16 protein-coding genes are annotated in these 14805 nt (G+C 43.5%); 13 read left to right on the top strand and 3 right to left on the bottom strand.

The window, feature by feature from the left end; translation table 11 throughout:
• Window positions 1-243 precede the first annotated feature (243 nt).
• The 4 genes from NSQ72_RS14710 to yunB all read left to right on the top strand — a co-directional run bounded on the left by NSQ72_RS14710 (window position 244) and on the right by yunB (window position 3748).
• Window positions 244-1095 (top strand): DUF72 domain-containing protein, encoded by an 852-nt coding sequence (locus NSQ72_RS14710; protein WP_064498081.1) that lies wholly within the window; start codon window positions 244-246, stop codon window positions 1093-1095.
• 66 nt (window positions 1096-1161) lie between these two features.
• Window positions 1162-2535 carry a bifunctional metallophosphatase/5'-nucleotidase gene (locus tag NSQ72_RS14705; protein ID WP_341084397.1) on the top strand — a complete coding sequence of 458 codons (1374 nt, stop codon included), beginning with the start codon at window positions 1162-1164 and terminating at the stop codon, window positions 2533-2535.
• Window positions 2536-2602: 67 nt separating this feature from the next.
• Window positions 2603-2908 (top strand): YunC family protein, encoded by a 306-nt coding sequence (locus NSQ72_RS14700; protein ID WP_024425980.1) that lies wholly within the window; start codon window positions 2603-2605, stop codon window positions 2906-2908.
• A 69-nt stretch (window positions 2909-2977) separates the two neighbouring features.
• Window positions 2978-3748, top strand: coding sequence for a sporulation protein YunB (gene yunB / locus NSQ72_RS14695; RefSeq protein ID WP_082672222.1), 771 nt, complete (start codon window positions 2978-2980; stop codon window positions 3746-3748).
• Between the two features lie 27 nt (window positions 3749-3775).
• Here the strand turns inward: yunB and NSQ72_RS14690 are convergent, their stop codons facing one another.
• Complete coding sequence (locus tag NSQ72_RS14690) at window positions 3776-4723, bottom strand: M23 family metallopeptidase (protein WP_228280212.1); 948 nt, start codon at window positions 4721-4723, stop codon at window positions 3776-3778.
• A gap of 326 nt (window positions 4724-5049) precedes the next feature.
• Here NSQ72_RS14690 and lipA point away from each other — a divergent pair, with 326 nt between their 5' ends.
• Window positions 5050-5946, top strand: a complete 897-nt coding sequence (gene lipA, locus NSQ72_RS14685) for a lipoyl synthase (protein WP_008360456.1) — start codon at window positions 5050-5052, stop codon at window positions 5944-5946.
• Between the two features lie 39 nt (window positions 5947-5985).
• Here the strand turns inward: lipA and NSQ72_RS14680 are convergent, their stop codons facing one another.
• A complete protein-coding gene (locus tag NSQ72_RS14680) occupies window positions 5986-6621 on the bottom strand; it encodes a YhcN/YlaJ family sporulation lipoprotein (protein WP_268465225.1) in 636 nt (211 codons plus the stop codon).
• 120 nt (window positions 6622-6741) lie between these two features.
• Between NSQ72_RS14680 and NSQ72_RS14675 the strand changes: the two genes are divergently transcribed.
• The 3 genes from NSQ72_RS14675 to NSQ72_RS14665 are packed head-to-tail and all read left to right on the top strand — an operon-like array spanning window position 6742 to window position 8263.
• Window positions 6742-7017 (top strand): YutD family protein, encoded by a 276-nt coding sequence (locus NSQ72_RS14675; protein WP_039181199.1) that lies wholly within the window; start codon window positions 6742-6744, stop codon window positions 7015-7017.
• 19 nt (window positions 7018-7036) lie between these two features.
• Window positions 7037-7471: a DUF86 domain-containing protein gene (locus NSQ72_RS14670; RefSeq protein WP_039181197.1), complete on the top strand. Its 435-nt coding sequence runs from the start codon at window positions 7037-7039 to the stop codon at window positions 7469-7471.
• Window positions 7472-7489: 18 nt separating this feature from the next.
• A complete protein-coding gene (locus NSQ72_RS14665; RefSeq protein ID WP_099663641.1) occupies window positions 7490-8263 on the top strand; it encodes a TIGR01457 family HAD-type hydrolase in 774 nt (257 codons plus the stop codon).
• A gap of 39 nt (window positions 8264-8302) precedes the next feature.
• Here the strand turns inward: NSQ72_RS14665 and NSQ72_RS14660 are convergent, their stop codons facing one another.
• A complete protein-coding gene (locus NSQ72_RS14660; protein ID WP_341084394.1) occupies window positions 8303-8803 on the bottom strand; it encodes a phosphatidylglycerophosphatase A family protein in 501 nt (166 codons plus the stop codon).
• A gap of 132 nt (window positions 8804-8935) precedes the next feature.
• Here NSQ72_RS14660 and yutH point away from each other — a divergent pair, with 132 nt between their 5' ends.
• From yutH to thrB, 5 genes are all read left to right on the top strand, one after another.
• The gene (yutH, locus tag NSQ72_RS14655; RefSeq protein ID WP_059375953.1) at window positions 8936-9958 is read left to right on the top strand and encodes a spore coat putative kinase YutH; all 1023 of its coding nucleotides are present in this window, start codon (window positions 8936-8938) and stop codon (window positions 9956-9958) included.
• A gap of 74 nt (window positions 9959-10032) precedes the next feature.
• On the top strand, window positions 10033-11001 hold the full coding sequence (locus NSQ72_RS14650; RefSeq protein WP_144490158.1) for a 2-hydroxyacid dehydrogenase: 969 nt from the start codon (window positions 10033-10035) through the stop codon (window positions 10999-11001).
• Between the two features lie 223 nt (window positions 11002-11224).
• Window positions 11225-12526 (top strand): homoserine dehydrogenase, encoded by a 1302-nt coding sequence (locus tag NSQ72_RS14645; protein WP_151284711.1) that lies wholly within the window; start codon window positions 11225-11227, stop codon window positions 12524-12526.
• Window positions 12526-13587: a threonine synthase gene (gene thrC, locus NSQ72_RS14640; protein WP_144490160.1), complete on the top strand. Its 1062-nt coding sequence runs from the start codon at window positions 12526-12528 to the stop codon at window positions 13585-13587. The genes NSQ72_RS14645 and thrC overlap by 1 nt, the downstream gene beginning before the upstream one ends.
• On the top strand, window positions 13584-14516 hold the full coding sequence (gene thrB / locus NSQ72_RS14635; protein WP_058838100.1) for a homoserine kinase: 933 nt from the start codon (window positions 13584-13586) through the stop codon (window positions 14514-14516). The genes thrC and thrB overlap by 4 nt, the downstream gene beginning before the upstream one ends.
• Window positions 14517-14805: the final 289 nt, after the last annotated feature.

Genomic DNA, 14805 nt, shown 5'->3' with positions numbered 1-14805 from the left:
TCTGATATGCATTTTATGTTATCAGCTAAAATCATTTTAGATAGAAAGTTGTTAATTAATATGACAAACAAACAGAGCGTCAGGATAAAATCACGTGCCGCCAGTCATCTTCATTCAGAATTACGAGCAAATATGATATGTTGTAGACAGAAGAATTTCTTTCAGAAATATGGGTATCACAAGGAACAAAGGCTTTGATGTGAGGAAGCCGTCTATACATGAGAGTGGCAAGAGGTGAGAAACATGATTTATATCGGATTAACTGGCTGGGGAGATCATGACAGTCTTTATCCGCCGAAAATTGGCAGCGCGCAAAAGCTGTTTCACTACGCATCAACGTTTCCCATTGTGGAACTAGATGCCAGCTTTTATGCGGTTCAGCCTGAGCGTAATCATGAAAAATGGATAAAGGATACTCCGGATGACTTTCAGTTTGTTGTGAAAGCATACCAAGGGATGACTGGACATCAAAGGGGGGAGATTCCGTTTGCTTCGAAGGAGGACATGTTTGATGCATTTATTCTTTCGCTGACTCCGCTCATTCGTGAAGGGAAACTCGCCATGGTGCTCTTTCAATTTCCACCTTGGTTTGATTGCAAAAAAGAGCACGTCCACTATTTAAGATGGTGTAAGGAGAAGATGGGTGATATTCCTTGTGCTCTCGAATTCCGAAACCGTACATGGTTTTCAGAGGAATTTTATGAGCAGACTTTATCCTTTATGGAAAAGGAAGGATGGATTCATTCCGTCTGTGATGAACCGCAAGTCGGAGAAGGCTCCATTCCGCCAGTCATACAAGCTACACACCGTGATAAAACATTGGTCCGATTTCACGGGAGGAATAAACAGGGCTGGCTTCACCCGGCAGACCATGAGAATTGGCGTGAAGTGAGATACTTATATTTATATAATGAAGCTGAATTAAAAGAGTGGAAAAAGAATCTCGACATCCTGCATCAGCAATCGAAAGATGTCTATGTCGTGTTTAATAATAACTCCGGCGGAGATGCAGCGGCAAATGGACAGCAGATGATTGATTTGCTGGATATCACGTATTCAAGCCTGTCTCCGAAGCAGTTAGATTTATTTAGTTAACCGAGAGCTGACTGAAGCTTTCAACCTGAATGAGACGGTCAGTGACAACTTGAGGGAGAGATCAACATGCTGCAGAAGCTATGGTTATATCATACAAACGACTTGCACAGCCACTTTGAGAACTGGCCAAAAATTGCAGCTTATATTGAAGAAAAGCGTCAAGTTCACGATCAGATGCTCTTGTTTGATATTGGCGACCATATGGATCGAGTGAACCTCGTATCCGAAGCTGATTATGGAAAGGTAAATGTCAAGCTCCTCAATCAGCTTGGCTATGATGGAGTTACGATCGGGAATAATGAAGGCATTACGCTGCCTCATGATCAGCTGGATCACCTATATGAGAATGCACAATTTCCTGTGGTCCTGTCTAATCTATTTGAGAAAGGCAAAAGGCCATCATGGGCAAAGCCCTATCATATGATCACAATGGAAAACGGACTGAGAATATGTCTCTTAGGCGTGACCATTGCGTATACACCTGTTTATGAAAAGCTGGGCTGGAACATTACTGATCCATTTGACAGCATACGGGACATGCTGCAGGAAGTGAAGGGGCAGGCAGATGTCATTGTGCTCTTATCCCATCTCGGTATTATCCATGATCGGGAGGTCGCTCGTGATTTCCCTGAAATCGACGTCATCCTAGGATCACACACGCATCATCTGTTAGAACAGGGCGAAATGGACAATGGGGTGCTTCTTGCATGCGCTGAAAAGTATGGGCATTATATTGGCTGCGTCGAGCTGACAATCGATACAGCGCGCAAAGAGCTGATAGAGAAAAAGGCGACAGTGCAGTCAGTGGATCAGCTCATCAGTGAATCAGATGAAGCCATCACCACCTTACAGCAGGCAGAAAGAAGAGCGAAAGCACTCATGCAGGAAAAAGTCACAACAATTGAGTCGAAGCTAGAAACGAAGTGGTTCGACGAATCTCCGCTTCCGCAGCTCTTAACAGATGCCATTAAAGATTGGTGCGGAGCAGATATTGGCATGATGAATGCAGGTATGGTGCTTGATTCATTAGAGGCAGGGATCGTCACAAGAGAAGAAATCCACCGGATATGTCCGCATCCTATTAATCCCATTCGGGTGACGCTTACCGGTCAACAGCTCATCGAAACGGTTCGGCGGGGCTGTGAAGAAAAAATGGAACAGCTGCGCATTAAAGGCTTCGGCTTTAGAGGTGAGCTGATGGGGAAAATGCTATATAGCGGACTCAGCTATACGTTAGAAAAAGGCGAGGCCAAACGGGTGAAGGATGTCTTTGTACATGGTCAATTGATCAAAAAAGACGCCTCCTATACAGTTGGCACAGTCGATATGTATACATTAGGCTCTCTTTTTCCGCATATCCGTGATCACGAACACATTGAATATTTCATGCCTGAATTTTTACGTGATGTTCTGACATGGCGCTTGAAGGAAGCCACATGAAATCCGCTTCAGCCTAACAACACGCGCCCTCTTTTCACATAGATTGTGATGAGAGGAGTGAAGGGATTTGGTGAATTTAACACCTATTACAATTGATGGCCATTCCTTTACAGCGGTCACCGTCAAACTGCCGAAGACAAATTTCATGGCAGTAACAAATGAACACGGGTATATCATGTGCGGTGCACTTGATGTCGGGCTCTTGAATGAAAAGCTTGCAGATAGAGGAATTATTGCAGGAAGAGCAGTTGGTGTAAGAACCATTGAGCAATTGCTCGATGCTCCTTTAGAATCTGTGACATACGCCGCAGAAGCGCTAGGCATCTCAGCTGGAACAATTGGAAGAGATGCATTATTAAAAATGGTGAAATAAAATAGAGAGATGATTCCTATCCCCCCGCCTGTCTGCATACACATGTAATGGAGAAGGGGGGATTTTTTATTGAGAATGAACCGCCGTTATCGCCCCTACAAAAAGGGCCCTTTGCCATTTCGTTACGTCATGCTGCTTGCCATCGTATTCTTTGTGCTCTCAACCGTGATTAGTTTGTTTTTTATCAACCGATCCATTAAACCAACCCTTATTCACATTGCTGAACTAGAAACAGAGCGCATCGCCAATCACCTCATACAATATTCAGTGCAAGACTTTGCAGACGATCAGGAGAATATGAAGGATATGGTGGTCATGAATACAAGTGAGAACGGAAAAGTGACGACCATCGATTTTAATGCGCAAGCAACATCGAAAGCCATGGCTGACCTATCACGTCATCTTCAGAAAAATTTAGAGGACATTGAAAAGGGGAACTTTCAAAAAGAGGCAAAAGAAGCGTTAAAGGATCAAGCAGATGGACATGACGGCATTATATATAACATTCCGCTCGGTCAGGCATCCGGAAATGCACTCATCGCCAACCTCGGACCAAAAGTACCTGTACGCTTTAGTGTGATTGGTGATCCGCACACGGACGTTGAGAAAAACATTAAGCCTTATGGCATCAACAATGCGTTGATTGATATTAGTGTTCTGATCGAGGTTAAGGTAAGAGTCATTATCCCATTTGCTTCTGAAACAATCGTAGTCAAAAACTCTGTTCCTGTCTCCATACAAGCCGTTCAAGGAGACGTACCAGATTATTATAATGGCAGCGGAACAAACTCAGGTGCTCCACCAATTGTTCTCCCAGAGAAAAAGGAGAAAAAGGAATAACAGCCCAACAATGATTGGGCTGTTTTTTTACGATTTTCGTTTCCGTTCAGCTCTTTCCCACGCCCTCAAATGAGGGTATGGGTCAAATGACCATTCCGTTCTGCCGTTGTCTTTGTACATGCCATAGTGAAGATGCGGCGGAAATTTTCCTGCGGTGCCTGGAGGGCCGTAACCGGAGCTTCCGACAGATCCAATCACCTGACCTGGTTCAACTATTTGACCTGTCTTAAGTCCTTTTGCAAAGCCATTTAAGTGAGCGAAGTAATGATAATGATTATGAATATCTCGAATGCCTATCCGCCAGCCGCCAAAGCGGTTCCAGCCTTTCATTTCAATCACGCCATACGATGTCGCACGAACGGGAAGTCCATAATGGGCAAATAAATCGGTTCCCTCATGAATTCTTCTTCCTCCAAATCCTCTCGCATCTCCCCATGTACTTCGGTAGCTGTAGTCAGCTCCAACTGGTAGAGGAAAAGCATGCTTTCCAAGATCAAGATGGCCGTAGTGCTTATATAGCTTCATAAAAGATGAAATGATTCCAACGGTTTGATCACGTCCATAATAGTCCCATAAGCCAATTTTTAATTGATCAATGCTGCTGCCGTAGTGAAGCAAGTATTGAGCAAACGTGAATAATACATCCTCATCGTCATCGCTGCTTGCTTTGCCATCCCCATTCCCATCAAGCCCAATTCCATCAAACACTTTAATGCTTAAAGGAGAGGTATCCTGTTTATTCGGGTTTTCTGGTCCAATCCACATTTCCCGGGGAATGTAGATGCCAATGACGCCTTTTTGTTTCGGTAAATCTCTTCTGCTTTTTCGAATATTGTGTTCATACTGATCAACTGCAGCAAGTACATACCATGGAACCTGTGTTGTGATGGAGACTTTTTCATATAGGGCCATTCTCTGCTTCAATTCATCTGGCTGCTTGCCGGTCCCTTCTGCATGAACAGGTAAAGGGAGCATTGAAAGAGCAATCATGATGGCTAAAACCACTTTCACAAACGTCCATCTCCTTTCATCGAGCATCGTCTTCTACCGTTTAGTGTGGTTAGATCACTCTATTTCATAAGAAGAAAATGTTAGTAATTTTCTTCGGTTTTTTTAGGAGGCTTTTGGGTATTTTTGCAGCTCATTCCCTTGTTGTTCAATCTGTACTATGTTAAAGTGTCTAAAGAAAAGGCTTTAGGCCGAAGATTCAATTTTTTGCAGCTTCTTGGCTGCATCCATCGTATATAGCAGGAAGATTTTTGTAGATGCACCTTTAACGAATTCATATGGAGATGATGGAATTGGCAAAGAAGGAAGAGCACGTAAGAAAACCGGACTGGCTTAAAATTAAGCTGAATACGAATGAAAACTATACCGGTTTGAAGAAAATGATGCGGGAAAACAACCTGCATACCGTTTGTGAGGAAGCAAAATGTCCGAATATTCATGAATGCTGGGCAGTGAGAAGAACCGCTACATTTATGATCCTTGGATCTGTTTGTACGCGCGCATGCCGTTTCTGTGCGGTGAAAACTGGACTTCCAACTGAGCTTGACCTACAAGAGCCAGAACGCGTGGCAGATTCAGTAGCATTAATGAACTTAAAGCATGCTGTCATAACAGCGGTTGCAAGGGATGATCAAAAGGATGGCGGAGCAGGTGTGTTCGCTGAAACCGTTCGTGCGATTAGAAGAAAAAGCCCATTCACGACAATTGAAGTTCTCCCTTCAGACATGGGCGGTAATTATGATAACTTGAAGACGTTAATGGACACTCGTCCTGACATTTTAAATCACAACATTGAAACAGTGCGCAGATTAACGCCAAGAGTTCGTGCGCGTGCTACATACGATCGTTCATTAGAATTCTTGCGTCGTGCAAAAGAAATGCAGCCTGACATTCCAACAAAATCAAGCATTATGATTGGACTCGGTGAAACGAAGGAAGAAATCATTGAAGTCATGGATGATCTTCTTGCCAATAACGTGGACATTATGGCGATTGGGCAGTACTTACAGCCTTCGAAAAAGCATTTGAAAGTTCAAAAATACTATCATCCGGATGAGTTTGCAGAGCTGAAGGAAATTGCGATGTCAAAAGGCTTTAGCCACTGTGAAGCTGGGCCGCTTGTGCGCTCTTCCTACCATGCAGATGAACAAGTAAACGAAGCGTCTAAAAAGCGTCAGGCGCAAGCATAACAAAGAAAACGCCAGAGCTCTCTGGCGTTTTTTCTCATATTAATTTTGGCCATAAGGGGTGTTTCTTCTCATCGTACGGTCGGAATTCGTCATCCCATTTGCATCTTCTTTCGTTGAAATATCTCCACCTTGAGGGGAATACTTCATTTGCTGAATCGTTTTGGTTAAAATCTGGTCAAAATCACGTGAATTGGTTTGAAGACGTGAAAAATTGGCAATGGATTGAAAGTGCTCTGGATTATCAGAGACGTATACATGATAATAACGAGGGAGAACAGAAACCGCCGTTTTCTTTACTTGATCGGCAGATTCATCACGGTTTTTGTTTCCTGTTCGATACACGATGAGTGCATCCTCATCTGTCACAAGTGTCGCTGCATCTTTGATGTTTGGCAGCTGCACCGTTAAACTTGTAATCACGTGGGCAAGATGCTCACGATTTAAAGCAGGGGTTCTTTCTTTCTGATCCGTTACTTGCTGGCGCTGATAACGAACATATCCTGCTTTGTTTGTGTCTGCTTCTGGCATGTTGGAATTATTTCCTTCATGACGATCCGACAGACGGATGGTTTTACTTGAAGAATCTTCATCCACTTGCCGGTTCATACCTGATTGAAAGCCGCACCCGCCTAAAAGTATGCTGAGGAGAATCGCGGCTGTCAGTTGTTTCTTCATAAATGTGACCTCCTTTTTCCTTTAGCTTCGGCTAAATCGGAAAAAACATGCTTTAGCAATTGATGGAGTTCTTCCAATGAATTATCATTAAAGATGGATCGTTTAAAAAGAGGTGAGAAGATGATCGTCATTCAGAATGCTACCTTTGATCTTGTAAGAGATATCAAAGACGGCTTTAATGAAGAAGCGTTTAAAGCAAGGTACTCAGATATTTTAAATAAGTATGATTATATTGTGGGGGACTGGGGCTATAATCAGCTCAGGCTGAAAGGGTTCTTTGATGACCAAAACCAAAAGGCCACATTTGATACTAAAATCAGCACACTCGATGAATACATTTATGAATACTGTAATTTTGGCTGTGCCTATTTTGTCTTAAAACGAATCAGAAAATAACGCAAAGGGGAGCGTCATAATGTATTTCGTAGACAGAAAAAAGATTGAAGAGACATTACGTTTTTTCGAGGAGCAATATGAGTTGATGCAAAGTCATCAAACATGGACAAGCCCTTTAGAAAAAAAAGCACTGGAACGAATTGTTCATTTGCTCGTCGAATGTATTCTTGATACTGGAAATGACATGATTGATGGCTTTATTATGCGTGACCCAGGAAGCTATGATGACATCATGGATATCCTTGTTGATGAAAAGGTCGTACCAGAAGGTGAAGGCAGTCAGCTGAAAAAGCTTGTCTCATCCCGCAAAACACTTGTGCAGCAATATCAGGAAGTGGATCATCATGACTTATTGCAGGTCATCAGCGAAGTAGAGCAGGCGCTAGAGGTCTTTCCAAGCCGCATCCGTACCTACTTGGAGCAGGAGCTTGGCCCAGTATCAGCGTTTAAATAAACCATTGGAGTTGTGAGCATCATGAAATACAAAGGCTATTTAATTGATTTAGACGGGACAATGTATAAAGGAACAGAAAAGATCGAAGAAGCAGGTCAATTTGTTCAGAAGTTAAATGAGTTGAACATCCCTTACTTGTTTGTCACGAATAACTCATCACGCACGCCAAAGCAGGTAGCGGAAAAACTCGTTTCCTTCGATATTCCAGCCACAGAAGAACAAGTTTTCACAACAAGTATGGCGACGGCCAATTATATTGCTGAGCAAAAGAAAGATGCGTCAGTTTACGTGATCGGTGAAGAAGGAATCAAGCAGGCGATTGAAGAAAAAGGGCTGACGTTTGGTCAGGAAGACGCAGATTTTGTTGTTGTTGGAATTGATCGGGGCATTACATATGAAAAATTAGCAGTAGGTGCGATTGCCATCCGTCAAGGCGCACAATTTGTCTCAACAAATGGAGATATTGCTATCCCAACAGAAAGAGGGCTTTTGCCAGGGAACGGTTCATTAACATCTGTACTGACCGTGACAACAACAGTTCAGCCGACATTTATCGGAAAGCCAGAATCCATTATTATGGAACAAGCGATGCGTGTGCTTGGAACAGATGTGTCTGAGACGCTCATGGTGGGTGATAACTATGATACGGATATTATGGCAGGAATGAATGCAGGGATGGACACATTACTCGTCCATACAGGTGTGACAACAAAAGAGCTGCTTCAGCAGTATGAAAAGCAGCCAACCTATGTCATTGATTCATTATCCGAGTGGATTGAGCGATTATCATAAAAAAAGAGGACAAGCGTTACGCGCGCGTCCTCTTTTTCTTTATTCTGCATTTCTCGCACTATGTGCCAGCCTGCTTGATGCGGCAGCAGCAATAGCGCCGACGATGTCATCTAAAAAGGTGTGGCATTCGCCTGTGGATTTATCGTTGAGTTTTCCGAGAATTCCCGGTTTTTCTTTATCGATATATCCGTAATTCGTAAAGCCGATCGAACCATAAATATTGACGATAGCAAAGGATAAAATTTCATCAACGCCATACAGGCTTTCGTCCGTTTCAAGTATTGATTGAAGCGGCTCAGTCAGCTTCTTTTGCTCGGCGAGTACGTCTAGTTCGACGCCCGTTAAAATCGCATTTTGGACTTCACGTTTTGCGATGACACGCTCCACATTGTGGATGCACTCTGTCATGTCTAAGCCAGGATGATATTTTTCCTGTAAAAAGTAGACAAGGTCTGCTATATCTTGAATGGTTACGCCTCGTTCTTGTAAACGGCGTCTTGCTGTTTTTTCTACTTCGTTCATCTCATGATGATGCCGCATGTATTCCTCACCCAATCCTCTTAATTTGTCCACAACGTGTAAAAAGCTTCGGATAGTAAATAGTATTCATAAATCCCTCAACCTGCGACTACGATATGATAAGAGATTGATCATAGGAACGCAGGTGAAAACATGAAAGAAACCATTTATCACACATTTGGTATTGATGTTCGTCAGTTTATGCCATATGGCAGTTATCAGAGCTTTCAAACGGCGGAGGCTCTCTTCCTCATTGTTCCTGTGTCTCATTTGCGAGAAGAAGAACTCGCAGAGATGTATCATATCAGTCAGTATTTACTGAATGCTGGAGACCCATACGTCGCTGTGTTTGAATTAACAAATGAAGAAAAGCCCACCTTTACTCATGGGAAGGAGCAGTACGCTTTATTAAAAGCAGCGCCTCCGATCTCAAGCCGCTCGTTTCAGCAAGCGTCAGAGCTGGCGGCCTTTCATGTTAGGGGAAGAGGCTTTCCATATGAAGTATCCGAAACAAAACGTGTCGGTGCCTGGAAGGAATTATGGGCAAAACGATTAGATCAGCTTGAAGGCTTTTGGATGCAGCAAATGCATCAAAAACCGCTGGAACGGTTTGAACAAAAATTCATTGAATCGTTTCCGTATTATCTTGGATTAACGGAGAATGCCATTCAATATTTAGTCGATACTGAGCTCGATGATGAACCGAAAGAAGGTGACTCAGGCACTGTCTGTCATCAGCGCTTTTCACGTATGACATGGCCGCATGAGCAGCCGCTTCGTATACCTGTGGATTGGGTCTTTGATCATCCAACCCGCGATATTGCCGAATACTTAAGAGAGACTTTTGTGCAGCATAAGGAAGATTTAATTGAAGAGGGCTTTTCCTTTCTTCAGCAATATGAACAGGTGACACCTCTTTCCTCCTTTTCAAAGCGTTTATTATACAGCCGTCTGCTGTTCCCGCTTCATTATTTTGAAATTGTAGAGGGCTACTACATGTCTGGAGAAAATGAAAAAGCATATTATGAAGAGAGGTTAGATTACGTTTTAAATGATGCCAATCGTTATGAATACTTTCTAAAGGTTTTTCAAGAAATGAGCGCCATGCGAAGCGGTGGTAGCCCCATTCCGGCTATTGGCTGGATTCAGCCTGCAGCTGATTTGAAGTTTCAGTGAACAGACGAAACGTCTCTTTTCTCTTGAGACGTTTTTCGTTATGCTTAAAGAAATCGATTAAAGGAGTGTTCTTCTTGACGAAACCTTATGTCTATATCACAAGAAAGCTTGATGAAGCATCACTTACACCATTAAAAGAAGTCGCTCATGTTGAGATGTGGCCAAGCGAGGATGAGCCGTGTCCAAGAGAAGAGTTAGAAACACAGGCTGCTAAAGCGGATGCGCTTCTCACCATGCTGTCAGATCAAATAGATGAGCCCCTTTTATCAAAGGCCCCTAATGTCAAGGTGGTCGCAAACCTTGCTGTTGGCTATGACAATATTGATGTTGAAGCAGCCAAAAAGCGCGAAATCACCGTATGTCATACACCAGATGTCTTAACAGAATCGACGGCTGATTTAGCCTTTGCCCTACTGATGGCGTCAGCTAGACGCATTGTTGAGGCGAGTGATTGGATTAAGGATGGAAATTGGACAGGCTGGGGGCCGCTTCTTCTTGCCGGTGCGGATGTTCATCACAAAACGCTCGGGATTGTCGGAATGGGTAGCATTGGAACAGCACTAGCCAAGCGGGCCAAAGGCTTTAATATGAATATCCTTTATCATAATCGTTCCAGAAAACCCGAGGCAGAAGCGCAGCTTGGTGTGACATATGCGGATTTTGAGGAACTGCTCAAACAGTCTGATTTCATCGTCTGTCTGACGCCGTTAACCCCGGAAACAAAAGACATGTTTAATGAACAAGCATTTGATCTGATGAAGAACTCTGCTTATTTCATTAACGTATCAAGAGGACAGACTGTGGATGAGGATGCTTTATACGAGGCTGTCACGACAGGAAAAATTGCCGGAGCAGGTCTAGATGTATTTAGACAAGAGCCTGTCAGTCCATCTCATCCATTAACGACATTACCTAACGTCACAGTCCTCCCTCATATTGGAAGTGCTAGTGTCGAAACGAGAAAAACGATGATGCGTTTATGTGCTGAGAATATTGCACTTGTCTTACAAGACAAGCCAGCCAAAACGCCGGTTCGTTCATAATATAAAGCTTCCCGGTGTTCGGGAGCTTTTCTGACAAAAATATTTTGAAAATATAGAATCTTGATATAAATAGCTGTTAAGCGGTTTCATTCTGACAATCTCTTATTTTATTACCTTGTCAAAATGAGGATACCCCTTTATAATGTGTGTACATTGAATGTCTGTGTAAGGTTAACAAATGTCTTTTTAGAGAGGACATTTACGGAGAAAGGTGGAATTTCAGGTGAAGGCAATTCGAGTTGGGCTATTAGGATTAGGAACAGTGGGGAGCGGTGTCGTAAAAATTATCCAAGACCATCAGGATAAATTAATGCACCAAATCGGCTGTCCGGTATTAATACAAAAAGTGCTTGTGAGCAATCCCGATAAAAAAAGAGATGTGGATGTCGCAAGAGAGGTCTTCACAACTGAAGTATACGATGTGATTAGAGATCCAGAGGTCGACGTCATCATTGAAGTGATGGGCGGCATTGAAGAGACAAAACAATATTTAATAGATGCGTTGAATGAGAAGAAGCATGTCATTACAGCCAATAAAGATTTAATGGCGCTTTACGGTACGGAGCTTTTACATGTAGCGAAAGAAAATGGCTGTGATCTTTATTATGAAGCAAGTGTTGCCGGAGGAATTCCGATTTTGCGCACGCTGGAGGAAGGGCTCGCCTCTGACCGAATCACCAAGATGATGGGGATTGTGAACGGTACAACGAATTTTATTTTAACGAAAATGAATGTCGATAAAAGCGCATATGAGGATGTCTTAAAAGAAGCACAGGATCTTGGCTTTGCAGAAGCGGATCCGACAGCTGATGTAGAAGGACTGGATGCAGCAAGGAAAATGGCGATTCTTGCAAGACTCGGCTTTTCCATGAATGTAGATTTAGAGGACGTCAAGGTGAAAGGTATTTCTGATATCTCTGATGAGGATATTAATTTCAGTAAGCGGTTTGGCTATACAATGAAGCTGATTGGAATTGCTCAGCGGGACGGAGAGAAAGTAGAGGTCAGCGTTCAGCCAACCTTACTTCCTGATCATCATCCATTATCATCCGTTAACAATGAATTTAATGCGGTGTATGTCTACGGAAGTGCTGTAGGAGAAACGATGTTTTACGGACCTGGAGCAGGAAGTCTGCCAACGGCAACAGCTGTTGTATCAGACTTAGTCGCAGTAATGAAAAACATGCGCCTTGGCGTGAACGGAAGCGGATTTATCGCACCGCAGTTTGAGAAGAAGATCAAATCGTCATCAGAAGTATTTGCTCAGCAATTCTTAAGAATTCATGTCAGAGATCAAGTCGGGGCATTCTCCCGCATTACATCTATTTTTTCTGAAAGAGGCATCAGCTTTGAAAAGATCCTTCAGCTTCCTGTGAAAGGACACGATGAGCTGGCTGAAATTGTAATTATTACACATCAGACCTCACAAGAAGATTTCTCAAATATCCTGCAAAAATTAAACGACCTCGACGTGGTGGTTCAAGTGAAGAGCACGTACCGAGTAGAAGGGAACGGTTTAAGCTAATGAAATGGAATGGACTCATTGAAGAATTTCAAGAATTCTTACCAGTAAACGAATCTACACCTAAACTAACATTAAATGAAGGGAATACACCGCTGATCCATCTCGCCAAGCTTTCAGAAAAGCTGGGAATCGAGCTTCATGTGAAAACAGAAGGCGTGAATCCAACAGGTTCTTTCAAGGATCGAGGAATGGTCATGGCCGTTGCTAAGGCAAAAGAAGAAGGCAATGATACAATCATGTGCGCTTCAACAGGGAATACTTCTGCAGCAGCAGCGGCATATGCAGCCCGTGCTGATATGAAATGTATTGTCATCATTCCAGACGGGAAAATTGCCTTCGGTAAGCTTGCACAGGCTGTCATGTACGGAGCAGAGATCATTGCCATTGACGGCAACTTTGATGATGCACTGAAAATCGTCCGCAGTATCTGTGAAAAAGCGCCGATCGCCCTTGTGAACTCCGTCAATCCTTATCGAATTGAAGGACAAAAGACAGCAGCATTTGAAATCTGTGAGCAGCTAGGCTCTGCTCCGGACGTACTGGCGATTCCTGTTGGAAATGCCGGGAACATCACAGCCTACTGGAAAGGCTTCAAGGAATATCACGAGAAAAAAAGAACTGGACTGCCTGTCATGCGTGGTTTTGAAGCAGAAGGTGCAGCGGCAATCGTTCGAAATGAAGTGATTGAGCAGCCAGAAACAGTGGCAACAGCTATCCGTATCGGAAATCCAGCGAGCTGGAAACAAGCTGTGGCAGCCGCAGATGAATCAAACGGAAAGATTGATGAAGTGACTGATGAGGAAATTCTTCATGCGTATCAATTGATCGCACGTGAAGAAGGTGTGTTTGCAGAACCGGGCTCATGTGCATCGATTGCGGGCGTGTTAAAGCAGGTGAAATCTGGTGAAATCAAGCCAGGCAGTAAAGTTGTTGCGGTACTAACAGGTAACGGACTGAAAGATCCAAATACGGCTATTGATATTTCGCAAATTAAGCCGGTCACACTCGATGCAGATGAAGATCAAATTCTTGAACACTTAGAAAAGGCCGCACGCGTATGAGTGAAGCCTCCATGCTTTTTTCAATCACAGTACCGGGAAGCACTGCCAATTTAGGACCAGGCTTTGATTCAGTTGGAATGGCACTCAGCCGCTATTTAAAGCTATCGGTCTATGACCATGATAGCTGGCTGTTTGAAGCAGAAACAGATGTCGTAGCTGGAATTCCATCAGGCACCGACAACCTGATTTATCAAACAGCCAAAAAGGTCGCAGATGACTTTGGAAAAACACTCCCGCCTGTTCATGTCAAAGTGTGGAGTGATATTCCATTGGCACGGGGGCTTGGCAGCAGTGCTGCTGCCATCGTTGCCGCCATTGAACTCGCCAATCAGCTTCTTGAATTAAATATGACAGATGATCAGAAGCTCTTTTATGCAAGTGAGGTAGAAGGTCATCCAGATAATGCGGGTGCCTCTTTATTCGGTGGTTTACTGATCGGTCTTCATGAAGAAGACAAAACCCATGCCGTTAAAGTGCAGCATGTGGATGTAGATGTTGTCGTGGTCATTCCTTTTTATGAAGTGCTCACAAAGGATGCCCGTGATGTCCTGCCAGAGGATTTTTCCTATAAGCATGCTGTTAGTGCGAGTGCTGTAAGCAACGTCCTTGTTGCCGCTTTAATGACGCAAAACTGGCCGCTTGTTGGAGAAATGATGAATAAGGATTTATTTCATCAGCCTTACCGCACAATGCTCGTTCCAGAGCTGTCGAAGGTAGAGCATGTCGCTTCGCTCAAAGGAGCGTATGGAACGGCTTTGAGCGGTGCTGGACCGACGATCCTCACATTAGTGGAAAAAGGGAAGGGAGAAGCACTGAAAGAACAGCTTGCCCAAAACTTCCCGCATTGCGAAGTCGATTTGCTGACGGTACCTGTAGAAGGTGTTGTCGTGCAGCATCATCCTGTTAATCAAGTAAAGAACGTGCTGTGAATCTGCACGTTCCCAGCGTGTAGACAAACCCTCGCATTCTTTGTCAGTCCTGCGCGCTGGTGCTCACGAATGTTCAATTCGCTCCGCGCCAGTGCTCGTTCTTCCTAGACTTCAAGGGTTTTCAATCACGCTGAAAAGAAGAAAAAGAGCTAAAATAAAGATCATTTTAGCCCTTTTTCAGCAATCTGAGAACGTGCTGTGAATCTGCACGTTCTTTTTTATGCTTGTTTTTATGGGAAGAAGCAGGGATTATTATTTAGAGGATCGAACTATTTTTTATGCATATAAG

It is taken from the genome of Bacillus sp. FSL R5-0659, from assembly GCF_038008785.1.
Taxonomy (GTDB): domain Bacteria; phylum Bacillota; class Bacilli; order Bacillales; family Bacillaceae; genus Bacillus; species Bacillus safensis.
Note: the sequence above shows the minus strand (reverse complement) of the source record. Positions and strands in the feature narration are given on the sequence as shown.